This window comes from Streptomyces sp. NPDC031225 (assembly GCF_055570355.1).
This window is the reverse complement of the sequence record NZ_JBVIHJ010000020.1, coordinates 110,752-133,949: the sequence shown is the minus strand read 5'-3', so window position 1 is coordinate 133,949 and position 23,198 is coordinate 110,752. Positions and strand designations below refer to the sequence as shown.

Genomic DNA, 23,198 nt, shown 5'->3' with positions numbered 1-23,198 from the left:
CACTCTAGAGCCAGCCGTTGCGCTTGAGCGTGCGGTGGATGCCCAGGCAGATGACCCCGGTGATCGCCATGATCACGGGGTAGCCGAGCTTCCAGTGGGTCTCGGGCATGTAGTCGAAGTTCATGCCGTAGACACCGCACACCATCGTCGGTACGGCGACGATCGCGGCCCAGGACGTGATCTTCCGCATGTCCTCGTTCTGCGCGACGGACGCCTGCGCGAGGTTGGCCTGGAGGATCGAGTTGAGCAGCTCGTCGAAGCCCAGGACCTGTTCCTGGACGCGGGCGAGGTGGTCGGCGACGTCCCGGAAGTACTTCTGGATGTCGGGGTCCACGAGCCGCATCGGCCGCTCGCTGAGCAGCTGCATGGGGCGCAGCAGCGGCGCGACGGCCCGCTTGAACTCCAGTACCTCACGCTTGAGTTGGTAGATCCGCGCCGAGTCGACACCGCGTGAGACCTTGCCGCCGCGGCCCGGCGTGAACACCTCGGTCTCCACCTCGTCGATGTCGTCCTGCACCGCGTCGGCGACCGCGACATAGCCGTCGACGACATGGTCGGCGATCGAGTGCAGCACCGCCGAGGGGCCCTTGGCGAGGAGTTCGGGGTCGTCCTGGAGGCGGTGCCTGAGCGCCCTCAGTGAACCCTGGCCGCCGTGCCGGACGGTGATGAAGAAGTCCCGGCCGGTGAAGCACATGACCTCGCCGGTCTCGACGATCTCGCTGTTGGCGGTGAGTTCGTCGTGCTCGACGTAGTGGATGGTCTTGAAGACGGTGAACAGGGAGTCGTCGTAGCGCTCCAGCTTGGGCCGCTGGTGGGCCTGGACGGCGTCCTCGACGGCGAGCGGGTGGAGTCCGAACTCGCCCGCGATACCGGAGAATTCGGCCTCGCTCGGCTCGTGCAGACCGATCCACACGAACCCGCCGTCGCGGCGCACCTGGCGCATCGCCTCGTGCGGACTCAGCGGGGCCGGCGTGACCACGCGACGGCCGTCGCGGTAGACCGCGCAGTCGACGACGGCGGAGGGTGTCGAGGGGTCGCGCGTCGCGTCGTACGCACCGGTGTCCTTGCGCAGCGAGGGACGCGACGGGCGTACTGCGGCACGCAGGTCACGGATCATCGACATGGCAGGCTCCTTCGTGACGGGCGACAAAGGGCACCTGCGACGGGTGGAACTACCCGGAATGGGGACGTCCGCAAATTCGTGTGTTTGGCACGTCCGCAAAGCGGGGAGCACCGCACCATCGCGGTGGCGAACTTCGTCACTGATTCAGGTACTGCTGCAGCTACTGCTTCAGATCAGACAGATCAGGAAAAACGAAACGAAGTGCTCTTCCGCACGAAGACGCGAACGTGAGAGGCGGCGGTTGCCGAACGTCACAGAGGCTGCATCAGCGGCCGGAAGAACGAGTGGTACTACCAGGTCGACTTCGATCCATGACAGCCCCACCTCCTCCGGCCGGTCCCCCGTGAGGGACGATCCATTCCCGTAAGGGAGTCTCACTAGGCGTCGGGACTCGATGCGCGACGTTTCTACGTGCTGCCCCGACGACCGGGCCAGACTAGCAGCAGGCCGAAGTGTCAAGGCGCTGCTTTGCCCGGTGGTGACGAGTTCTATGCTCGCCGCATGGCTGATGTTCTTCCTCTGGTCGAGGCCCGGTTGCGCGGCGCGCTGGGCGAGCCGGACGCGCGCGCGGCGGTCACCTTTCTGGGCACGGACCGCGTCGAGGTGCTCCGCTTCACCGACGGGGACGTCGTCCGCTACGCCACGCTCGGCATGTCCGCCCAGCCGATGGGCGACCCGGCCTCCATGCTCGCCGACCCGGTGCAGGGACCGCGCGCCGAACTGGTCATCTCCGTACGGGCAGGGCGCGCCGACACCGACAAGGTGCTCCGTCCGCTCGCCGTGCTTGCCGCGTCCCCGCAGGTCGAGGGCGTGATCGTGGCCCCCGGTGCCTCGCTCGACGTGGGTGAACCGCTGTGGCCCGGCGCCCCGTTCACCTCGGTCCTGGTCGCCGAGCCGGGCGGACTCGTCGAGGACCTGGAGCTCGACGAGCCCCTCGACCCGGTCCGTTTCCTGCCGCTGCTGCCCATGACGCCCAACGAGGCCGCCTGGAAGCGGGTGCACGGCGCCCAGGCCCTCCAGGAGCGCTGGCTGACGAACGGGACGGACCTCCGGGATCCGTCCCGGAAATCCGTCCCGCTGGAGTGACCGCCGGGTGAGCAAGCTCACCAACCGGTGGCCGGAAGGCGTCAGTTGGCGAAGACGGCGACGCTGTCCTCGGTCGCGTGCCGCGGCTCCAGTTCCTCCGCCTCGTGGGTGAGCGCCTTGCGCCGTACGACGACCACGAGCGCGCCCAGCACCGCGGTCACCGCCGCCACCACGAACGGGATGTGGATGTTGCTCCACTCCTCGATCTTCGGGGCGAAGAAGGGCGCCGCCGCGGCGGCGAACCAGCGCACGAAGTTGTAGCCGGCGCTCGCCACGGGCCGCGGGGCGTCCGAGACGCCGAGCGCCAGCTCCGTGTACACCGTGTTGTTCACGCCGATGAAGGCGCCGGACAGGATCGTGCAGACGATGGCCGTGGTGTGGTTGCCGTAGCCGAGGACGAGCACGTCGGCCGCGAGCAGCACCAGCGAGCCGCCGAGCACCTTCAGCGAACCGAACCGTTCCTGCAGTCGCGGGGCCGCGAACACCGAGAAGACGGCGAGCAGTACACCCCAGGCGAAGAACACGGCACCCGACTTGTACGGGGTCATGTCCAGCACGAACGGGGTGAAGGCCAGCACGGTGAAGAACGTGTAGTTGTAGAAGAACGACGAGGCCGCGGCCGAGGCCAGGCCGCCGTGGCCGAGCGCCTTGATCGGGTCGAGCAGTGACGTCTTGCGGGCCGGCTTCGGCTGCTCCTTCAGGAACACCGTGACGCACAGGAAGCCGATCGCCATCAGGAACGCCGTGCCGAAGAACGGGTAACGCCAGCTGGCGTCACCGAGCAGGGCGCCCAGGAGCGGGCCGCACGCCATGCCGAGGCCGAGGGCGGACTCGTACAGCAGGATCGCCGCCGCGCTGCCGCCGGCCGCCGCGCCGACGATGACGGCGAGGGCGGTGGAGACGAAGAGGGCGTTGCCGAGGCCCCAGCCGGCCCGGAACCCGACCAGCTCGGCGACCGAGCCCGAGGTGCCCGCGAGCCCTGCGAAGAGCACGACGAGGGCGAGGCCCAGCAGCAGGGTCTTCTTGCCGCCGATACGGCTGGAGACGAAGCCGGTGACCAGCATCGCGATCGCGGTGATCAGGAAGTAGGAGGTGAACAGCAGGGAGACCTGGCTGGCCGTGGCGTCCAGGCCCTTCGCGATCGACGGCAGGATCGGGTCCACGAGTCCGATGCCCATGAAGGCGACGACGGAAGCACCCGCCGTCGCCCACACGGCCTTCGGCTGGCGCAGGATGCCGCCGGCTCCCGCATCAAAGGGGTCCATGGTCTTCCTCCACTCCTCACGGAGATAGTTGGTATATGCACATAGTAAGTTAGAGCGGCTAATGAATGCAAGCTACATCTACTTCTGTCCGGTGCGGCCCGCCGGGACCGGGAGTGAACCGCTTCCCTCCGGACGGGTGATCGTCCTTGACGTGGCGCGGTGAGGGTAGGACCGTGGGGCCCTATGAGGGGCGAACCCAGTTGCCCGAAGTGTGGTGGCCGGGTCAGGGCTCCCGGACTCTTCGCCGATTCCTGGCAGTGCGACGTGCACGGGACGGTGCATCCGCTGCAGCCCGCGATCCCGCCCAGCGTCGAGGCCCTCGATGTCGTGGTGCACCGCACCCAGGTGCCGGTGTGGATGCCGTGGCCGCTGCCGGTCGGCTGGCTGTTCACGGGCGTGGTCTGCGCGGGTGACGACCGCAGCGGCGGTCGCGCTACGGCCGTGGCGTGCACGGGACCCGGCCCGCTCGGGGGCGTCGGCGAGCTGATCCTGGTGGCCGAGGAACTCGGGGTCGGGCTCGGGGCGCGGTACGCGGGGATCGACGGGCCGGACCCCGGGCCGTACATGAGTGTCGAGAAGCCGCCGCAGGCGAAGGTGCTGGCCGCGGGCCGGCCGACGCCGTTGTGGCATGTCGCGGGAGCGCCGGACGACCGGGCGGTGTTCGCCGGGGAGGCCCTGGGGCTGTGGCTCTGGGCCGTGGTGTGGCCCGAGCAGTCCGGGCTGCTTATGTACGACGAACTGGTGCTGACGGATCTGCGGGACGCCGGGGCCGAGGTGGAGCTGGTGCCCTGCGGGGCGTTGTCGCCGCGCTTGCTGAAGCCGTAGCGCCCACGGGGTGGCTTTCGGATGGCGGTGGCCGCGGGTTCGTCGGGGCCCGGTCGCGCCCGGCGGTGCAGCCGCTGTCGGATGCGGTTCGGCCCCGCGGCGCGGCCGCTGTCGGATGCGGTTCCGCGTCCCTGAGTAGGGGGTGCTCGCGGGGTTGGGGTGTGACCGGAGTAGTGGGAAAGCCGGTTATCCTTGGGCGTTCCCTTCTGTTCCGTCCCTGTCTGGAGTCCGCGTGCGTATCGATCTGCACACCCACTCCACCGCCTCCGACGGGACCGACACGCCCGCCGAGCTGGTGCGGAACGCCGCCGCTGCCGGGCTGGACGTCGTCGCCCTCACCGATCACGACACGACCCGCGGACACCGCGAGGCTCTGGCCGCGTTGCCCGCGGGACTGACGCTGGTCACCGGGGCCGAGCTGTCCTGCCGTGTCGGCGGGGTGTCCATGCACATGCTGGCCTACCTCTTCGATCCCGAGGAGCCGGCGCTGCTCGCCGAGCGGGAACTGGTGCGGGACGACCGGGTGCCCCGGGCCCGTGGAATGGTCGCCCGGCTCCAGGAGCTGGGCGTTCCGGTCACCTGGGAACAGGTGGCGCGGATCGCCGGGGACGGGTCCGTCGGGCGGCCGCATGTCGCCACCGCGCTCGTCGAACTGGGTGTCGTGCCGACCGTGGACGCCGCGTTCACCACCGACTGGCTGGCCGACGGCGGCCGCGCGCACATGGCGAAGCACGAGACCGACCCCTTCGAGGCGATCCGCCTGGTCAAGGGCGCCGGCGGGGTCACCGTGTTCGCCCACCCGGGCGCGAGCAAGCGCGGCCACACGGTCCCGGAGTCCGCGATCGCCGAGATGGCCGCCGCCGGACTCGACGGCATCGAGATCGACCACATGGACCACGACGAACAGACGCGCGTACGGCTGCGCGGGCTCGCCGCGGACCTGGGGCTGCTGACCACCGGGTCCAGCGACTACCACGGCAGCCGCAAGACGGTCGCCCTCGGCGAGTACACGACGGATCCCGAGGTGTACGGCGAGATCACGCGCCGGGCGACGGGCGCGTTCCCCGTTCCGGGAACCGGCGGAATCTGAGCCTCGCTCCCGCCTCCCGTTCCTTTTCCGCTCCTTTCCGCAAGGCTCCCCATGTTCGACGTCGCCGTCTTCGGCTCGCTCTTCCTCACCCTGTTCGTGATCATGGATCCCCCCGGGATCACCCCGATCTTCCTCGCGCTCACCGCCGGCAGGCCCGGCAAGGTGCAGAAACGGATGGCCTTCCAGGCCGTCTGTGTGGCGGGCGGTGTCATCACCGTGTTCGGGCTCCTCGGCCACCAGATCCTCGACTACCTGCACGTCTCCGTGCCCGCGCTGATGATCGCGGGCGGGCTGCTGCTCCTGCTGATCGCGCTCGACCTGCTCACCGGCAAGACCGACGAGCCGCAGCAGACCAAGGACGTCAACGTGGCGCTCGTACCACTGGGCATGCCGCTGCTGGCCGGTCCCGGAGCGATCGTCTCGGTGATCCTCGCCGTGCAGAAGGCGGACGGCCTCGCCTCGCAGGTGTCGGTGTGGACGGCGATCCTCGCCATCCATGTCGTGCTGTGGCTGGTGATGCGGTACTCGCTGCTGATCATCCGGGTCATCAAGGACGGCGGCGTGGTGCTGGTGACCAGGCTCGCGGGCATGATGCTCTCCGCGATCGCCGTGCAGCAGATCATCAACGGGGTGACCCAGGTGATCCGGGCGAGCTGAGGCCTTCGGGGGGAATCTGCCTGGACATGCGCAGAGCCCCCGCCCGGCGTCGGTGCCTGGGCGGGGGCTCTGAAGCTGTCTGCGGTGATCCGCGTCGGTGTTACGAGGCCGTGGTGTCGGCCGGACGGATCCACAGCCGCTGCCCGATGGCGGCGGCCTGCTGAACGATCCGGTTGACGGAGGCGGCGTCCACGACGGTGCTGTCCACGGGCGTACCGTCGACGTCGTCGAGTCGCATGATTTCGAAGCGCACAGGCTTCTCCCTTCGTCTGGTCATCCTCCTGCGGAGAATTGCTGCGTACGTATGTAGTCAACGGGGTGCGTGTTACAAACATTCCCTACGCTAAAGAAATTTTTCGAACGACTAACTACTGACCGGTAAGTGATCCATCGGAGACTCCTTGGGACCGGTTGTGTTCGCAGCGTGACCGCCGGGACAATGGAGGCGATGAACGACGACCTCGCGCCCCTGAGCGCCCGCATCGACCGCACCAACGAGCTGCTCCAGCGCATGCTCGCCGAGGTGGCGAAGACCCCCTCGACGCATGCGATCTTCGTCGACGCGGGATACCTCTACGCGGCCGCGGGACGACTCGTCGCCGGCACCGAGGACCGGCGCGCCTTCGACCTCGACGCCGAGGGCCTGATCGAGGCCCTCATCGACCGCGCCCGCACCATCTTCGCGGACAGCAGACTGCTGAGGGTCTACTGGTACGACGGCGCGAGACGCCGTATCCACACGTCGGAGCAGCAGTCAATCGCCGAACTCCCGGACGTCAAGGTCCGGTTGGGCAACCTCAACGCCAACAACCAGCAGAAGGGCGTCGATTCGCTGATCCGTAGCGACCTGGAGTCCCTGGCCCGCCACCGTGCCATCAGCGACGCGGCACTCCTCGGCGGCGACGAGGACCTGGTCTCGGCGGTCGAGGCGGCCCAGGGGTACGGCGCCCGCGTCCATCTCTGGGGCATCGAGGCACCCGAGGGGCGTAACCAGGCGGAGCCCCTGCTGTGGGAGGTCGACAGCCAGCGCACCCTCGACCTCGACTTCTTCAAGCCGTACGTCTCACGGCGGGCGACCGCCTTCGAGGCGACGGCCACCCGGCCCACCCGCGAGGGCGTCCGTTTCGTGGGTGCGCAGATCGCCGCGAAGTGGCTTGCGGAGCGGGGAAGGGCGTCCCTTCAGGAACTGCTGCCGGGACATCCGTATCTGCCGGGCTCGGTGGACCAGGACCTGCTCGTGGAGGCGGAGGGGCTTCTCCAGTACTCCCTGCGCGGCCAGTCCGATCTGCGGCGGGCGCTGCGGGACGGGTTCTGGGAGCACTTGCAGGGGCAGTACTGACGGGCGCTCCGCGGGAGCGGTCGGTGTGGTGGGTGCCGCGAGTGCTGACGCTCAGGGGCGGGGGCTGACGCCGTCGACGGTGCTGTCCCAGAAGTCGGCCAGGGCTCGGGCCGTGGGGAGGGGCTGGTCGGCGTTGGGGGAGTGGTCGGCGTCCGGGATCACGGTGCGGCGCGCCCGGAGCCGCAGGGCCATGTCGTCGAGGAGGTTCACCGGCCAGGTGTCGTCCTGGGAACCCGAGAGGACGTGGAACGGCAGCGGGACCGCGGCAAGCTCGGCGACCCGGTCCGGTTCCGTGCACAACTGGCGCCCTGTCGCGAGGAGTTGGGCGGGCTTGTTGCCCAGCCAACGGCGCCGGAGCTGCTCGACGTCCCCGATGCCCTGCGCGGGGCCGCCCACCTCCTCCGGCGGTCCCATCGCCAGGATCGCGGACCACACCTCGGCCATCGTCATCACACCGAGCGCGTCCCGGAGCAGCTTCACGCGCTGCTGCTGGGAGTCGGAGATCTGCGCGGGGCCCGAGGAGACGAGGGTGAAGGACAGAAAGGACGAGTGGTCGAGCAGTACGGCCGCACGCGAGATCTGGCCGCCGAGGGAGTGGCCGACCAGGTGCACGGGGCCGCCGACCGCCGCGACCTGGGCGAGTACGTCCCGCGCCAACTCGCCCCGCTCGTAAGCGGATTCGTCCGTCTCAGGCCCGTCCGACTCGAACTGCCCGCGCCCGTCCACGGCCACGACACGGTACCCGCGTGCCGTCAACGGCCCATGGAGCAGCGTGAAGTCCTCCTTGCTCCCCGTGAACCCGGGCACCATCAACACGGTGCCCTTCCGGGCGACACCGGGCCCCACATCGGAATCCACGACCGCGAACTCACCGCGCGCGGTGCGCAGGGCGTACGCGCGGGCGCCGGGAGGCAGGGCGAAGACGGCTCGGATGCTCACGGGGTGAGGGTATCGGGCGGGGGAGTGAGACGGACGGTGGGCCGGAGGCGGGAGTGACCGCGGGCGGCGGACCGAGCGAGACGGGAATGCCGACGGCCCGGCCCCCCTGAGAGGTGGGCCGGGCCGTCGGGTGTGCGATCAGCTGTCCGCGGGTTCCGCGGCGGCCGTCTTGCGGACCCGGCGGCGCGGTGCGGCGGCCTTCGGCTCCTGGTCGGCCTGTGCCGGGATGCCGGCGGTCACCGCGGGCTCTGCGGCCTTGCGGGTGGCGCGCCTGCGCGGCTTGGCCTCGGTGGCCTCGGCCGTGTCGACGGCGGCTTCGGCTGCCTTGGTGGCCGCGGTCTTGCGGGCGCGGCGCGGCTTGGTCTCCACGGCTTCCGCCGTGTCGACGGTGGCCTCGGTGGTCACGGCGGCGGTCTTGCGAGCGCGGCGCGGCTTGGTGACCGTGCCTTCCGCGGTGTCCACTGCCGTCACTGCCGCCTCGGCTGCCTTGGTGGCCGCGGTCTTGCGAGCGGTACGGCGCGGCTTGGTCTCCGCGACCTCCGGCTCCTGGACCGGCTGAACCGTCTGGACCGGGATCTCGGCGGTCACGGCCGGCTCGGCGACCTTGCGGGCACGGCGGCGCGGCGTGGTCGCCGTGGCGGCCTCGACGGCGGCTTCGGCGACCGGAGTCGCAGCGGCTGCCTTGCGCGTACGGCGCGGCTTGGCCTCGGTGGCCTCGGCCGTGTCGAGGGCGGCTTCGGCTGCCTTGGTGGCCGCGGTCTTGCGGGTGCGGCGGGGCTTGGTCTCCACGGCTTCCGCTGTGTCGACGGTGGCCTCGGTCGTCGCGGCGGCGGTCTTGCGGGTGCGGCGCGGCTTGGCCTCGGTGGCCTCGGCCGTGTCGACGGCCGCCTCGGCTGCCTTGGTGGCCGCGGTCTTGCGCGTACGGCGCGGCTTGCTCTCAGCGACCTCGGCGACCGGGGCCTCCACCGTCTCCACGACCGCCACGGCAGGCTCAGCGGCCTTGCGGGTGCGGCGGCGCGGCGTGGTCTGCGTGGCCTCGACGGTGTCGACTGCGGCCTCGGCGGCCGGAGCCGCGGCGGACGCCTTGCGCGTACGGCGCGGCCTGGCGGCCGGAGCCTCCGGAGCGGCCTCGGTGACCGGAGCGGCCTCGACGGCCGTCTCCACCACGGTCGGCGTCTCCACGGCCGCGGTCTCCGCGGACCTGCGGGTCCGACGACGGCGAGGGTTCGCCGCGACCTCGGTGTCGAGGGACGGGCCCTCCGCCGTCGTGACGGCGGACTCCGCGGCCTTTGACGCGGCCGGCGTCACTGCCGTGGTCGCCGTGACCGGCGCCGAGTCGGCCGCTCCGCTACGGGTGCGGCGACGGCGGCGCGGGGTGCGGGCCGAGGTGGTGTCCTCGGTCGCGGTGTTCTCCGACGGGGCGACCGCCTCGACGGGGGCTGCCCCGTCCAGCACGGTTCCGCTGCGCGAACGGCGGCGACGGCGCGGCGTACGGTCCGGACGCTCGCTCTCGGCGGAGCGGGACTCGTCCCGGCCACCGCGACCCCGGTTCCGGTCACCCCGGTTCCGGTCGTTCCGGTCCCGGTCGCCGCGGCCACGCGCACCGCGGCCGCCCGTCTCGCCCAGGTCCTCCAGCTCCTCCGCGCCGAGGCCCGCGAGCGTGCGTTCGGCCCGCGGCAGGACACCCTTGGTGCCCGCGGGGATGTTCATCTCCTCGTAGAAGTGCGGGGAGGTGGAGTACGTCTCCGGCGGGTTGCTGAAGTCGAGCTCCAGCGCCTTGTTGATGAGCTGCCAGCGCGGGATGTCGTCCCAGTCGACGAGCGTGACCGCGATGCCCTTGGCGCCCGCGCGGCCGGTACGGCCGATGCGGTGCAGGTACGTCTTCTCGTCCTCGGGGGACTGGTAGTTGATGACGTGCGTGACGCCCTCGACGTCGATGCCGCGGGCGGCGACGTCGGTGCAGACGAGCACGTCGACCTTGCCGTTGCGGAACGCGCGCAGGGCCTGCTCGCGGGCGCCCTGGCCGAGGTCGCCGTGGACCGCGCCGGACGCGAAACCGCGCTGCTGGAGCTGGTCGGCGAGGTCGGCCGCCGTGCGCTTGGTACGGCAGAACACCATGACCGGGCCGCGGCCCTCGGCCTGCAGGATGCGCGCGACGATCTCGGGCTTGTCCATGTTGTGCGCGCGGTACACGTGCTGCTTGGTGTTCGCCACGGTCCTGCCCGCGTCGTCCGGCGACGTGGCGTTGATGTGCGTGGGCTGCGACATGTAGCGGCGGGCGAGCCCGATGACCGCACCCGGCATGGTCGCCGAGAACAGCATGGTCTGGCGCTTGGCCGGAAGCATGTTGATGATCTTCTCGACGTCGGGCAGGAAGCCCAGGTCGAGCATCTCGTCGGCCTCGTCGAGGACGAGCGCCTTGATCTTGCTGAGGTCGAGCTTCTTCTGGCCCGCGAGGTCCAGGAGCCGGCCCGGGGTGCCGACGACGAGGTCGATGCCCTTCTTGAGGGCCTCCACCTGGGGCTCGTAGGCGCGGCCGCCGTAGATGGCGAGTACGCGTACGTTGCGCACCTTGCCGGCGGTCAGCAGGTCGTTGGTCACCTGGGTGCACAGTTCGCGCGTGGGGACGACGACGAGCGCCTGGGGCGCGTCGGTGAGGTCCTCGGGCCTGGCGCGGCCGGCCTCGACGTCGGCGGGGACGGTGACGCGCTCGAGGAGCGGGAGGCCGAAGCCCAGCGTCTTGCCGGTGCCGGTCTTGGCCTGGCCGATGACGTCGGAGCCGGAGAGGGCGACCGGGAGCGTCATCTGCTGGATGGGGAACGGGTTGACGATGCCGACGGCCTCAAGGGCCTCGGCCGTCTCGGTGAGAATTCCGAGATCGCGGAAAGTCGTAGTCAGGGTGCTGCCTCTTCTGTGTGCGCGGTGCGAGGCGAGCGCGGGGGTCGTCCTGCCGTGCTGGGGACGTCGGCTGCCTTACGGGCTAGCCGCAATGGCACGGGACCACTGCCGACGCTCTAGCGCTCGAACCGCTGAGGGATCCCCCTCCGAACTCCGCACGCGAAGTGCCGTACGGGTGAGGAGGGCTGTCGGGTCGGAGCCGATCGGGCCACCGACCGGGCATCCTCATACGTGCGGCCTGTCGAGATACGGCGCGGTAATGAAGTGCGGTCGTATCAGCAGGCGCATTACCACCATACCCCGGAATCGCGCACATGCGATGGCCGATTTGGTCACGTAGTCGTCGTCACACTGATTGACCAGGGCCTTCCGCCGTCCGGAGAGCGGGCTATTGTGCGCTTCATGACGACCTCTGACAAGCCCGACCGCGCCGCCGAGACCCCTGCCGAACCGACCGGAGTGGCCGCCCAGGACTGGACGACGGCCGCCGCCGATCCGCAGTACCGAGCCGCGGTCGTCGACCTGCTCGGAGCGCTCGCGTACGGCGAGCTGGCGGCGTTCGAGCGGCTCGCTGAGGACGCCAAGCTGGCGCCGACGCTGTCGGACAAGGCGGAGCTGTCGAAGATGGCGTCGGCCGAGTTCCACCACTACGAGAAGCTGCGCGACCGCCTGGCCGAGATCGGTGAGGAGCCCACGCTCGCCATGGAGCCGTTCGTCGCGGCGCTGGACGGTTTCCACCGGCAGACGGCTCCGTCGGACTGGCTGGAGGGGCTCGTCAAGGCGTACGTCGGTGACTCGATCGCCAGTGACTTCTACCGGGAGGTCGCGGCCCGGCTCGACTCGGACTCCCGCGAGCTGGTGCTGGCCGTGCTCGACGACACCGGGCACGCGGGATTCGCCGTCGAGAAGGTGCGGGGCGCCATCGACGCGGATCCGCGCGTGGGCGGGCGACTCGCCCTGTGGGCACGGCGGTTGATGGGGGAGGCGCTGTCGCAGTCGCAGCGGGTCGTCGCCGACCGGGACGCGCTGTCGACGATGCTCGTGGGCGGGGTCGCCGACGGGTTCGACCTCGCCGAGGTCGGCCGGATGTTCTCCCGGATCACCGAGGCGCACACCAAGCGGATGGCCGCGCTGGGGCTCGCCGCTTAACGGGCGCCCTGGGGGCCGGGTTGCCGGGGCCGGGCGGCTGCGGGTCGTTCGGCGCGCGGTCGCCCGTCCCCTCACCGCCCGGTTTCCCCGCCCTCATGTGTCCTTACGCCGGGGCTGATCGGCGGCGCAGCCTTCCGTCCGGCCGCAGAAGCAGCGACAGGGAGGCCACCGAGACCACTGCCGCGCCGATGAACGTCAGCAGGACGGTGCCCGAATCCAGCGCGGTGTGGGTCAGGAAAGCGCCGAAGAGTGCTCCCGCCGTGCCCGTCGCGAGGACCAGCGAGCGGGCCGGCAGACGGTGCGAGAGGCGGCCTACCGCCACCCCCGCAAGAACGAGACCGAGCAACGCGGAGCCGAGCGCTTCGATCAACATCATGGGGTCCCTCCCACGCGGCCACACTGTCCATCACGGTCGTAGCCCGTCATACCCGTGACCTGCGGAATGCAATCCTCCTCGAAGCACGAGCCGTGCTCCATATGCGGACAGGGAAATCCCGCGGACCACGCGAAGAGGGGCCCGGCGACCTGCGGTTGCCGGACCCCTCTTCGCATGTCTGCCTACAGCGCGCCGAAGCCCACCTTGCGCGGAGCCGGCTCACCGAGCTCGACGTACGCGAGACGTTCGGCCGGGACGAGGACCTTGCGGCCGTGCTCGTCCACCAGGCTCAGCAGCTGAGACTTGCCGGCCAGGGCCTCCGCCACCGCCCGCTCGACCTCTTCGGCGCTCTGACCGCTCTCCAGAACGATCTCGCGGGGCGCGTGCTGCACGCCGATCTTGACCTCCACGGCTATGTCCCTCCGACGGTCAGTGAAGTGCGCGTCCTTCCGCGCCGTACCCAGCACACATTAGCCCGGTGAGGGGACGTACACGTTCCGCGCAAGAACGCCAACAGCGAACAACCGACGGGAACAAACGACCCGCACGCGTGCGTGCGGGTCGAGTGGGCCGGTCGGTCGTGCGTGCCGGGGTCCGGGCGGGGGTGCTGTCAGTGGCTCTCCATGCCGTGCAGCGGGAATCCGGCGATGCCCCGCCACGCCAGGGACGTCAGCAACTGGACGGCCTGGTCGCGCGGGACGCTGCGGTCGCTGTGCAGCCAGGAACGGGCCACGACCTGGGCGAGACCGCCGAGGCCCGAGGCGAGCAGCATCGACTCCGCGCGCGACAGGCCGGTGTCCTCCGCGATGACGTCGCAGATCGCCTCGGCGCACTCGTTGGCGACCTTGTCGACGCGCTCGCGGACCGCGGGCTCGTTCGTCAGGTCCGACTCGAAGACCAGCCGGAAGGCTCCGCCGTCGTCCTCGACGTACGCGAAGTAGGCGTCCATGGTGGCCCGGACGCGCTGCTTGTTGTCGGTCGTCGACGCGAGAGCGGTGCGGACGGACTGGATCAGGGACTCGCAGTGCTGGTCCAGCAGCGCGAGATAGAGGTCGAGCTTGCCAGGGAAGTGCTGGTAGAGCACCGGCTTGCTGACGCCGGCGCGCTCGGCGATGTCGTCCATTGCCGCCGCGTGGTAGCCCTGTGCCACGAAGACTTCCTGCGCGGCGCCCAGCAGCTGGTTCCGTCGGGCACGGCGCGGCAGGCGCGTCCCCCGCGGGCGTGCTGCCTCTGTCTGCTCGATGGCTGTCACGCCGCCTCCCAATGTCGTCCACATGCGGTGTGCGCCGCGCCGCCATCGTACTTTTCGGTAACCCTGCTGTGCGCGGTGCGAACGCAGAATTTCACGGACCGGACGGTGACGAAAGCCACGCAAAGGTTTCACACGGGGATCTGACGGGCATCAGCCGCCCCGTTCCTGGCCGGGAATGCCCTGATGAGTGCTTTGTCAGCTGCTTGCCGGCTGCTTGTCGATTGCTTGTCGACTGCTCAGGGCCGTACCGGCGTCACCGGTAGTCCTCCTCGTCGATCGAGACGACCCTGGCCTGTTCGACGAGGTCGGCCTCGTTGGCCTGGGCGGGGTCCACGCCGGTCAACGGGTCGTCGCGGTCCGGCGCGACGTCGGTGCGCTGCTCGGCCGCGTCGCCCTCGGGCGCCTCGACGTCGAGTTCGGCGGCGTCGTCCGCTTCCGCGAAGGTCTCGGGGTCGGTGGGGTCGTAGGTCATGGCGGGCTCCCTTCCTAGAACGTCCCTGATGTGTTCAGGGGGCCACATGCGGGTGCCCTGTGTACGAGCCTAGGAGACACCCGATCTGGATGCCATGTGATGTGGGTGCCGTGCGGGACATGGGTCGTACATGGGTGCTGTGATGGCGAACACATGAACCAGCGCGTGATCGTCTCGTAACATTGCCGCATGTCTTCGACCGAGCTGCCCTTCGTGCCGCCCGCCACCGCCCTCCCGAGGGTGGCGCCCGTCCGGGTCGGTGAGGGCGAGCGGCTGAGGTCGGTGGGGCTGCCGGGGATCACCCTGACGGTGCGTTCGAGGCCGCCCGCGCGCGAGGGGCTGCCTCCCGCGTTGTTCGTCCACGGCCTCGGCGGTTCCTCGCAGAACTGGTCGGCGCTGATGGAACAGCTGGAGGGCGAGGTCGACGGCGAGGCCGTCGACCTGCCCGGGTTCGGGGACTCCCCGCCGCCGGACGACGGCGACTACTCGGTCACCGGACACGCGCGCGCGGTGATCCGCTTTCTCGACGCGTCCGGCCGCGGGCCCGTCCACCTCTTCGGGAACTCCCTCGGCGGCGCGGTGTCCACGCGCGTCGCCGCGGTCCGGCCCGACCTGGTGAGGACCCTCACCCTCGTGTCGCCGGCGCTCCCGGAGATCCGTGTCCAGCGCACCGCCGTACCCACGGGGCTGCTGGCGGTGCCCGGGGTGGCGGGTCTGTTCACCCGGTACAGCAAGCAGTGGACGGCCGAGCAGCGGGTCCGCGGGGTCACCGCGCTCTGTTACGGCGATCCCGGGCGGGTGACACCCGAAGGCTTCCAGTACGCCGTCGAGGAGATGGAGCGGCGGCTGCAACTGCCCTACTTCTGGGACGCGTTGACGCGTTCCGCGCGCGGGCTGGTGAACGCGTACACGCTGGGCGGCCAGCACGCGCTCTGGCGCCAGGCCGAGCGGGTGCTCGCACCCACGCTCCTCGTCTACGGCGGCCGTGACCAGCTCGTCGGTTTCCGCATGGCCCAGAAGGCGTCCCGTGCCTTCCGTGACTCCCGGCTGCTGACCCTGCCGGAAGCGGGGCACGTGGCGATGATGGAGTACCCGGAGACGGTGGCGGGGGCGTTCCGAGAGTTCGCCGTGAACAAGGTGGATAAGGGGAGCAAGGTGGATAAGGGGGTCGAGGTGGACAACGGGGGCAAGGGTGCCTTCGACGGTGACGGTTCCGCGGAGGCCTCCGGTGGGCCGGACGGCTCGGCGGGTGCGTCCGGTGCGTCCGGTGCGTCCGGTGCGCGCGCTTCGGGCGCCGCGACGGCTTCCGGCGGCGGGGCCGGCGCCACGGCTGTGGGGAGCTGAGGCGGGGCGTGGGACGCCACAGTCGACGCGGGCCCGCTCCCAAGCAGGGGTCCGACAAAGGCGGTTCCGGTGAACGCGGTGCGGACCGGGCGGGCTCCGAGGGCGCGCGGGGCGAAGGGAGCCCCGGTGCGCAGGCGACGGGACGTGCTGCTGGGCTGCCGGGGAGCCGTGGGTCTGGGTACGGAGGTTCCGGGGCCGAGGCCGGGGCCGGGACTGGGACTGGGACTGGCGCCGCGGGGTTTCGGTCGCCCGCGCAGGGTGGTCCGAGGATTGCCGACGGCACGCCGGCGCAAGGGTTTCCCCGGTTGCCCGACGGCACGCCGGCGCACGGGTTTCCCCGGTTGTCCGACGGGACGCCCGCGCGAGGGCTTCCCCGCCTTCCGGACGGCACGCCGGCCCATGGCTTCCCACGGCTCGCCGACGGCACCCCTGCTCACGGGGTCCCGCGGGTGCGTGGCGGGCATCCCGAGCCGCGTGAATCCGGGGGCGGCTGGGGGAAGTTGAGCGGGCAGGGGCAGGGGCAGGGGCAGGGGCAGGGGTCGGGGTCGGGAGTTGCTCTGCCGCGGCAGCGACAGGCGCCGTCGGGGTCCTGGTCGGGGCCCCGGCAGGAGTACCTCGACGCGTTCTCGGGCGGCTCCGGCGGGCCCGACGGCTTCGTTGATTTAGCGCCGGGCGGCCCTCGTGGGCCTCGCGGTCGTGTTCCGGCGCCCGGTCCCGTCAGAGGGGCCGGGCCGACCCTTGCCGCGCACGCCTCTGACTCCTACGGCTCCGACCCGCACGGATCAGACCCGCACGGTTCCGTCACCGACTGGCCGGACGACACGGATGCCGACACGCGTCCGGGCCCCGGCACGCGTTCCGGCTCCGGCGACGTACCGCCCCTCGACGCCCCGCCGACGGCCAAGGGCGGCAAGGGCCGGACGTTCACCGGCATCGCGGCCGCCGCCGTCGTCACCGTGCTCGCCGTGGTCGTGGCCGGACAGGTCGCGGACGGGCGCGGCACCGCCGCGGGCGCGCAGTCCGCAACCGACCAGGCGCGGGACGCCCGGGACGCCGTCACGGATGCGGCTGGCAAGCCGACGTCGTCGGCTTCGGCCGGCGTGGCGACACTGACGTACGAGCAGAAGATGGGCACGAAGTACCCGCTCAGCGCCAAGCTCGACGGCTCGGGGAAGTTCGACGCGGTCCAGGGGATCGCCAAGGCGTCCGGCAAGGGACAGAAGTACACCTACCGCGTGGACGTGGAGCAGGGGCTCGGACTCGACGGCGGACTCTTCGCGGAGGCCGTGCAGAAGACGCTCAACGACGACCGGAGCTGGGCGCACGACGGCGCGAGGACCTTCGAGCGCATCTACTCCGGCAAGCCCGACTTCGTGATCACGCTCGCCAGCCCCGGCACCACCGCCGAGTGGTGCGCCAAATCCGGCCTGGACACCACGGAGGACAACGTCTCGTGCGACTCGGCCGCCACCGAGCGCGTGATGATCAACGCGTACCGATGGGCGCAGGGATCAACCACATACGGTGATCGGATCCATGCGTACCGTCAGATGTTGATCAATCATGAGGTCGGTCACCGCCTCGGCTACTCCCACGTGACATGCGACAAGAACGGCGAGCTCGCGCCGGTGATGCAGCAGCAGACCAAGTTCCTCGACCACGACGGGATCCACTGCAGGGCCAACCCGTGGCCGTATCCCGGGAGTTGACGGATGGCGTGGATGTCACATTGACATGTGTTGATCCGGTCGTACATATTGCTGCGCATGTGGTCTAGTCATGTCGTCGAGAGCAGCGCCGCCATAGAGCTGGCGCTCATCGGCGTGACCCCACTGTGCGTGGCCGACATCCTCTGTCGCTGACGCCCGCCCTCTGGCGTGCGCGTCGCGAATCCCGCAGTTTCTCCGTGACCTGGATCACGGCCTTCTCGACGACTCGACGCCGGGGCAGACGTCCGTCCACTTTCGTCTCACCCTTCGTCAATTCGTCTCGCCATTCGAGAGGTCGTCTCCGATGCGTCAACCGTCCTTCACAACGCGCCGTGTGGCCGCGGTGTCCGTAAGCCTGGTTCTGGCAGCGGGCGCCGCCGCCTGTGGCCCTGAGGACAACGATGCCAAGAGCGCCGGCGGCGACTCCGCGCCCCACAAGGGCGGCACCCTCACGGTCCTGAACGCGGAGCCGCAGACGGACTTCGACCCGGCCCGTCTGTACACCTCCGGCGGCGGCAACGTGCCCTCCCTCGTCTTCCGGACCCTCACCACCCGCAACCGCGAGAGCGGCGCCGCCGGAGCCAAGGTCGTCCCCGACCTCGCCACCGACACCGGGCGCCCCAACAAGGACGCGACGGTGTGGACGTACACCCTGAAGAAGGGCCTCAAGTACGAGGACGGCAGCGCGATCACGTCGGCCGACATCAAGTACGGCATCGAGCGTTCCTTCGCGCCCGAGCTGTCCGGCGGCGCCCCCTACCTGCGGGACTGGCTGGTCGGCGCGGCCGACTACCAGGGGCCGTACAAGGACAAGAAGGGCCTCGCGGCCATCGGGACGCCGGACGACCGCACGATCGTCTTCCATCTGAACAAGCCCGAGGGCGAGTTCCCGTACCTGGCCACGCAGACGCAGTTCGCGCCCGTCCCGAAGGCCAAGGACACCGGTACGAAGTACGAGGAGCACCCGGTCTCGTCCGGCCCCTACAAGGTCGTCACGAATGCGAACGACGGCGAGACCGTCGTCCTGGAGCGCAACAAGTACTGGTCCTCCTCGACGGACGCCGAGCGCAAGGCGTACCCGGACAGGATCGACGTCAAGTCCGGTCTCGACTCGTCGGTGATCAACCAGCGGCTGTCGGCGTCCCAGGGTGCCGACGCGGCGGCGGTCACCACGGACACCAACCTCGGCCCGGCCGAGCTCGCCAAGGTGACGGGCGACAAGGAGCTCGCCTCCCGCGTCGGCACCGGACACTTCGGCTACACCAACTACATAGCGTTCAACCCGAAGGTCAAGCCGTTCGACAACGTCAAGGTGCGGCAGGCGATCTCGTACGCCATCGACCGCTCCTCCGTCGTCAACGCGGCCGGCGGCTCCGCCCTCGCGGAGGCCGCCACGACCTTCCTGCCGAACCAGAAGTCCTTCGGCTACGAGCCGCACGACCTCTTCCCGGCGGGCGCGACGGGCGACGCGGCGAAGGCCAAGGAGCTGCTGAAGGAGGCCGGTCACCCCAACGGGCTCACCGTCACGCTGACCCACAACAACGCCCAGAACTTCAAGACCAGCCCCGAGATCGCGACCGCCGTCCAGGACGCGCTCAAGAAGGCCGGCATCACGGTCAAGCTGCAGGGCCTGGAGGACAACAACTACTCCGACACGATCCACAGCGTGAAGACCGAGCCGGGCTTCTTCCTCTCCGCGTGGGGCGCCGACTGGCCCTCCGGCGGTCCCTTCCTCGCCCCGATCTTCGACGGCCGTCAGATCGTCAAGGACGGCGCGAACTTCAACACGGGTCTGCTCGACGACAAGACGGTCAACGCGGAGATCGACTCGATCAACAAGTTGACCGACCTCGACGCCGCCGCCGCGCGCTGGGGTGCGCTGGACAAGAAGATCGGCGAGCAGGCCCTGACCGTGCCGCTGTTCCACCCGGTCTACAAGCGGCTGGTCGGCAAGGACATCAAGAACGTCGTGATCAGCGACTGGACCGGTGTTCTGGACATCTCGCAGGTCGCGGTCAAGTAACCCGATGAGTGAGGCACTTGTCGCCACCGAGATCCCCGGGACGGCCGTCCCGGGGATCTCGGTGGCACGTCAGTTCTGGCGGCGGCTGCGGGCGCAGCGCGCCGCCATGGTCGCGGCGGCCGTCGTCGCCCTGCTCGTCCTGGTGGCGCTCGCCGCGCCGCTCCTCACGGCCGTCGAGGGCCAGGACCCCACCACCTATCACCCGTCGCTCATCGACTCCGCGCGCGGCGGCGTCCCCATCGGCTCCTTCGGGGGCATAAGCGGGGACCACTGGCTGGGCGTCGAACCGCAGACAGGACGGGATCTGTTCGCGCGTCTGGTGTACGGGGCCCAGGTCTCGCTGGGAGTCGCGCTGGCCGCGACCGCCGTGCAGGTCCTTCTCGGCGTCGTCGTGGGTGTCGCGGCCGCGCTGGGCAACCGATGGGTTGATCAACTGTTGAGCCGGATCACCGACATCATCGTGGCGATGCCGTTGATGATCATGGCGTTGGCGCTGCTGGCCGTCGTACCGGGCAGCTTCCCGAGGCCGGTCCTGGTCGCGCTCATCATCGGCTTCGTCGCCTGGGGCACGATCGGCAAGATCGCCCGCGCCCAGACGCTCACCCTCAAGGAACTCGACTACGTCGCCGCTGCCAGGCTCAGCGGCTGGGGGACCGTGCGCATCGCCCGCCGGGAACTGCTGCCCGGCCTCGCCGCGCCCGTCATCACCTACGCCGCGCTGATGGTCCCGGCGAACATCAGCATCGAGGCGTCGCTGTCCTTCCTCGGCATCGGCGTGAAGCCCCCCACCCCGTCCTGGGGACAGATGCTCTCCTCGGCCGACGTCTGGTACCAGGCGGCCCCGCAGTACCTGCTGTTGCCCGCGTCCGCGCTCTTCGTGACCGTGCTCGCCCTCACCGTCCTCGGCGACGGCGTGCGCACCGCCCTGGACCCGCGCGCGGCCTCACGACTGCGCGTCGGGACGGGCCGCAAGCACGAGGCAGGGGCGGGCGGTTCGAAGGCCGGACCGTCGACAAAGGCCCAGGAAGGCCGGGAGGGTGCCTCATGAGCGGCTTCACGGGGTTCGCCCTGCGCCGGACCGTGAGTGCCGTACTCACGCTCCTGGCCCTCTCGGTCATCATCTACGTCGTCTTCTACGCCACCCCCGGCAACGTCGCCCAGATCACCTGCGGCCCGCGCTGCTCCCCGGAACAGGTGCACCAGGTCGCCCAGCAGCTCAGGCTCGACGATCCGCTGTACCTGCGCTACTGGCACTTCCTCCAGGGCATCGTCGTGGGCCACGACTACTCCACCGGCACGTCCGTCGAGCACTGCCCGGCGCCCTGCCTCGGGCTGTCGTACCAGAGCGACCAGCAGGTCACGCAGATCATCCTGAACAAGCTGCCCGTCAGCCTGTCGCTGGTGCTCGGCGGCATGGTCCTCTGGCTGCTCCTCGGCGTCGGCACCGGCGTGCTGTCCGCCTGGCGGCGCGGCCGGTTCACCGAGCGCGCGCTGACCGGCCTCACCCTCGCGGGGGTCGCCACGCCCGTCTTCGTCATCGGCCTCGTCCTGATGATCGTGGTCTGCGGACAGCTGGAACTGCTGCCCTTCCCGGAGTACGTCTCCTTCTCCGACGACCCCGAACAGTGGATGTGGGGCCTGCTGCTGCCATGGGTCACACTCGCCCTCGGCGAGGCGGCCTACTTCGCGCGGCTCACCCGGGCATCGATGCTGGAGACGCTCGCCGAGGACCACATCCGGACCTTCCGCGCGTACGGCGTCAGTGAGCGGTCGATCGTCGGCCGGCACGCCCTGCGCGGCGCCCTGGCGCCGATCATCGCCCTGAACGCCAACGACTTCGGCAGCGCCATGGGCGGGGCCGTCCTCGTCGAGTCGCTGTTCGGCCTCCCCGGCATCGGCCAGGAACTGGTCCACGCCGTCACCGTCGTCGACCTTCCGGTCGTCGTCGGCATGGTCCTGGTCATCGGCTTCTTCGTGGTTCTCGCCAACGCCCTCGCGGACGTTCTGTACGCGGTGGCCGACCGACGGGTGGTGCTCGCGTGAGTCTCGTCCACGTCACTGACCTGACCGTCGAGTTCGGCGACCTGCGCGCCGTCGACGGCCTCTCCTTCCGCCTGGAGCAGGGCGCCGCCCTCGCCCTGGTCGGCGAGTCCGGCTCCGGCAAGTCCACCGTCGCCTCGGCCCTGCTCGGGCTGCACCGCGGCACGGGCGCGCGCGTGGGAGGCTCGGTCGAGGTCGCCGCGGTGGACGTGCAGAGGGCGTCCGACGACGAACTGCGGCGGCTGCGGGGTGCCAGGGCCGCGATGGTCTTCCAGGACCCGCTGTCGTCCCTGGACCCGTACTACGCGATCGGCGACCAGATCGCCGAGGTGTACCGCGTGCACACGCGTGTGTCGCGACGAGCGGCACGCGTGCGTGCGGTGGAGGTGCTCGACCGGGTGGGAATTCCGGACGCCGTACGGCGATCCCGGTCCCGTCCCCACGAGTTCAGCGGCGGCATGCGCCAGCGCGCCCTCATCGCGATGGCGCTGGCCTGCGAGCCGGACCTGCTGATCGCCGACGAGCCGACGACCGCGCTCGACGTCACCGTCCAGGCCCAGATCCTCGACCTGCTGCACACGCTGCGCCAGGAGACCGGCATGGGCCTGCTGCTCGTCACCCACGACGTGGGCGTCGCCGCCGAGAGCGTCGACGACGTACTGGTCATGCGCCACGGAAAGGCCGTCGAGCACGGGCCGGTGGGCTCGGTGCTCGGGGCACCCGCGAAGGCGTACACGCGCGAACTGCTCGCCGCGGTCCCGCGCGTGGACGCGCCCAGGGCTCTCTCCCAGGCGTCCGGCGAGGTGGTCCTGGAGGCGAAGGGCCTCCGGCGCGAGTTCGGGCGCGGCAAGAGGGCCTTCGCCGCCGTGGACGGTGTCTCGCTGACCGTCCGCCGGGGCGAGACCCTCGGGGTCGTCGGCGAGAGCGGCAGCGGTAAGACGACCCTGGGACGGATGCTGGTCGGGCTGCTGGAGCCGACCACGGGAGAGGTCCGTCACGAGGGCCACACGCGTGTGGGGGTGAATCCGGCCGTGCAGATGGTCTTCCAGGACCCGGTCTCCTCCCTCAACCCCCGCCGCAGCGTGGGCGAGTCCATCGCCGACCCGCTCCGCGCGAGGGGGGAACAGGACGAGAAGCGGATCAGGGGGCGCGTACGGGAACTCCTGGAGCGCGTGGGGCTCGAAGACGCGCACTACGACCGCTACCCGCACGAGTTCAGCGGCGGCCAACGCCAGCGCGTGGGCATAGCGCGGGCACTCGCGGCCGACCCGCGCGTCATCGTCTGCGACGAACCCGTCTCCGCACTCGACGTCACCACCCAGGCCCAGGTGGTCGCCCTGCTCGGCGAGTTGCAGCGGGAGCTCGGACTCGCACTGGTCTTCGTCGCGCACGACCTCGCCGTCGTACGGCAGGTCAGTGACCGGGTCGCCGTGATGCGGCGCGGCAGGATCGTCGAACAGGGCCCGGCCGACGAGGTCTACGACAACCCCCAGGACCCGTACACCAAGCAGCTCCTGGCCGCCGTACCGGCGCTCGATCCCCGGATCGCGGCCCGGCGCAGGGCGGAACGCCGGGAAGTGGCCGTGACCTGACGGTCCGTATCCGAATGAT

22 protein-coding genes are annotated in these 23,198 nt (G+C 70.5%); 13 read left to right on the top strand and 9 right to left on the bottom strand.

What is annotated here, in order from left to right; genetic code table 11:
• Positions 1–4: 4 nt before the first annotated feature.
• Complete coding sequence (locus tag ACZ48Z_RS30620; protein WP_468739118.1) at positions 5–1,123, bottom strand: magnesium and cobalt transport protein CorA; 1,119 nt, start codon at positions 1,121–1,123, stop codon at positions 5–7.
• A gap of 501 nt (positions 1,124–1,624) precedes the next feature.
• Between ACZ48Z_RS30620 and ACZ48Z_RS30615 the strand changes: the two genes are divergently transcribed.
• The gene (locus ACZ48Z_RS30615) at positions 1,625–2,209 is read left to right on the top strand and encodes a suppressor of fused domain protein (RefSeq protein ID WP_468739117.1); all 585 of its coding nucleotides are present in this window, start codon (positions 1,625–1,627) and stop codon (positions 2,207–2,209) included.
• A gap of 41 nt (positions 2,210–2,250) precedes the next feature.
• On the opposite strand, the gene ACZ48Z_RS30610 is transcribed toward ACZ48Z_RS30615, so the two are convergent.
• Positions 2,251–3,474, bottom strand: coding sequence for an MFS transporter (locus tag ACZ48Z_RS30610; RefSeq protein ID WP_468739116.1), 1,224 nt, complete (start codon positions 3,472–3,474; stop codon positions 2,251–2,253).
• A 183-nt stretch (positions 3,475–3,657) separates the two neighbouring features.
• Between ACZ48Z_RS30610 and ACZ48Z_RS30605 the strand changes: the two genes are divergently transcribed.
• The 3 genes from ACZ48Z_RS30605 (at position 3,658) to ACZ48Z_RS30595 (ending at position 6,046) form a co-directional block, all read left to right on the top strand.
• Entirely contained in the window at positions 3,658–4,299 is a 642-nt protein-coding gene (locus ACZ48Z_RS30605) for a DUF6758 family protein (protein WP_468739115.1), read from the top strand.
• 232 nt (positions 4,300–4,531) lie between these two features.
• Positions 4,532–5,389 carry a PHP domain-containing protein gene (locus ACZ48Z_RS30600; protein WP_468739114.1) on the top strand — a complete coding sequence of 286 codons (858 nt, stop codon included), beginning with the start codon at positions 4,532–4,534 and terminating at the stop codon, positions 5,387–5,389.
• Positions 5,390–5,440: 51 nt separating this feature from the next.
• Positions 5,441–6,046, top strand: a complete 606-nt coding sequence (locus tag ACZ48Z_RS30595; protein WP_389095586.1) for a MarC family protein — start codon at positions 5,441–5,443, stop codon at positions 6,044–6,046.
• Between the two features lie 100 nt (positions 6,047–6,146).
• Here ACZ48Z_RS30595 and ACZ48Z_RS30590 read toward each other — a convergent pair whose 3' ends face one another.
• Positions 6,147–6,299: a hypothetical protein gene (locus ACZ48Z_RS30590; RefSeq protein WP_020136747.1), complete on the bottom strand. Its 153-nt coding sequence runs from the start codon at positions 6,297–6,299 to the stop codon at positions 6,147–6,149.
• Between the two features lie 195 nt (positions 6,300–6,494).
• On the opposite strand from ACZ48Z_RS30590, the gene ACZ48Z_RS30585 reads away from it, so the two are divergent.
• Complete coding sequence (locus tag ACZ48Z_RS30585; protein WP_468739113.1) at positions 6,495–7,385, top strand: NYN domain-containing protein; 891 nt, start codon at positions 6,495–6,497, stop codon at positions 7,383–7,385.
• A gap of 51 nt (positions 7,386–7,436) precedes the next feature.
• Here the strand turns inward: ACZ48Z_RS30585 and ACZ48Z_RS30580 are convergent, their stop codons facing one another.
• Both ACZ48Z_RS30580 and ACZ48Z_RS30575 read right to left on the bottom strand, forming a co-directional pair.
• Positions 7,437–8,324 (bottom strand): alpha/beta fold hydrolase, encoded by an 888-nt coding sequence (locus tag ACZ48Z_RS30580; RefSeq protein ID WP_468739112.1) that lies wholly within the window; start codon positions 8,322–8,324, stop codon positions 7,437–7,439.
• Between the two features lie 138 nt (positions 8,325–8,462).
• Positions 8,463–11,129: a DEAD/DEAH box helicase gene (locus tag ACZ48Z_RS30575; RefSeq protein ID WP_468739111.1), complete on the bottom strand. Its 2,667-nt coding sequence runs from the start codon at positions 11,127–11,129 to the stop codon at positions 8,463–8,465.
• A 495-nt stretch (positions 11,130–11,624) separates the two neighbouring features.
• On the opposite strand from ACZ48Z_RS30575, the gene ACZ48Z_RS30570 reads away from it, so the two are divergent.
• The gene (locus tag ACZ48Z_RS30570; protein WP_468739110.1) at positions 11,625–12,371 is read left to right on the top strand and encodes a ferritin-like fold-containing protein; all 747 of its coding nucleotides are present in this window, start codon (positions 11,625–11,627) and stop codon (positions 12,369–12,371) included.
• A gap of 103 nt (positions 12,372–12,474) precedes the next feature.
• Here the strand turns inward: ACZ48Z_RS30570 and ACZ48Z_RS30565 are convergent, their stop codons facing one another.
• From ACZ48Z_RS30565 to ACZ48Z_RS30550, 4 genes are all read right to left on the bottom strand, one after another.
• Positions 12,475–12,747, bottom strand: coding sequence for a hypothetical protein (locus tag ACZ48Z_RS30565; protein WP_468739109.1), 273 nt, complete (start codon positions 12,745–12,747; stop codon positions 12,475–12,477).
• 182 nt (positions 12,748–12,929) lie between these two features.
• Positions 12,930–13,157, bottom strand: a complete 228-nt coding sequence (locus ACZ48Z_RS30560; protein WP_019980336.1) for a DUF3107 domain-containing protein — start codon at positions 13,155–13,157, stop codon at positions 12,930–12,932.
• Positions 13,158–13,357: 200 nt separating this feature from the next.
• Positions 13,358–13,999, bottom strand: coding sequence for a TetR/AcrR family transcriptional regulator (locus ACZ48Z_RS30555; RefSeq protein WP_468739108.1), 642 nt, complete (start codon positions 13,997–13,999; stop codon positions 13,358–13,360).
• Between the two features lie 253 nt (positions 14,000–14,252).
• The gene (locus ACZ48Z_RS30550) at positions 14,253–14,471 is read right to left on the bottom strand and encodes a hypothetical protein (protein WP_468739107.1); all 219 of its coding nucleotides are present in this window, start codon (positions 14,469–14,471) and stop codon (positions 14,253–14,255) included.
• 189 nt (positions 14,472–14,660) lie between these two features.
• Here ACZ48Z_RS30550 and ACZ48Z_RS30545 point away from each other — a divergent pair, with 189 nt between their 5' ends.
• The 7 genes from ACZ48Z_RS30545 (at position 14,661) to ACZ48Z_RS30515 (ending at position 23,179) form a co-directional block, all read left to right on the top strand.
• Complete coding sequence (locus ACZ48Z_RS30545) at positions 14,661–15,815, top strand: alpha/beta fold hydrolase (RefSeq protein WP_468739106.1); 1,155 nt, start codon at positions 14,661–14,663, stop codon at positions 15,813–15,815.
• 8 nt (positions 15,816–15,823) lie between these two features.
• Complete coding sequence (locus ACZ48Z_RS30540) at positions 15,824–17,524, top strand: DUF3152 domain-containing protein (protein WP_468739105.1); 1,701 nt, start codon at positions 15,824–15,826, stop codon at positions 17,522–17,524.
• 57 nt (positions 17,525–17,581) lie between these two features.
• Positions 17,582–17,677 (top strand): Ms4533A family Cys-rich leader peptide, encoded by a 96-nt coding sequence (locus ACZ48Z_RS30535; RefSeq protein ID WP_328750345.1) that lies wholly within the window; start codon positions 17,582–17,584, stop codon positions 17,675–17,677.
• 151 nt (positions 17,678–17,828) lie between these two features.
• Positions 17,829–19,547 carry an ABC transporter substrate-binding protein gene (locus ACZ48Z_RS30530; protein ID WP_468739104.1) on the top strand — a complete coding sequence of 573 codons (1,719 nt, stop codon included), beginning with the start codon at positions 17,829–17,831 and terminating at the stop codon, positions 19,545–19,547.
• A gap of 4 nt (positions 19,548–19,551) precedes the next feature.
• Positions 19,552–20,595 (top strand): ABC transporter permease, encoded by a 1,044-nt coding sequence (locus ACZ48Z_RS30525; RefSeq protein ID WP_468739103.1) that lies wholly within the window; start codon positions 19,552–19,554, stop codon positions 20,593–20,595.
• Complete coding sequence (locus ACZ48Z_RS30520; RefSeq protein ID WP_468739102.1) at positions 20,592–21,590, top strand: ABC transporter permease; 999 nt, start codon at positions 20,592–20,594, stop codon at positions 21,588–21,590. The genes ACZ48Z_RS30525 and ACZ48Z_RS30520 overlap by 4 nt, the downstream gene beginning before the upstream one ends.
• Positions 21,587–23,179 (top strand): dipeptide ABC transporter ATP-binding protein, encoded by a 1,593-nt coding sequence (locus tag ACZ48Z_RS30515; RefSeq protein WP_468739101.1) that lies wholly within the window; start codon positions 21,587–21,589, stop codon positions 23,177–23,179. The genes ACZ48Z_RS30520 and ACZ48Z_RS30515 overlap by 4 nt, the downstream gene beginning before the upstream one ends.
• The last annotated feature ends 19 nt before the right edge of the window (positions 23,180–23,198 follow it).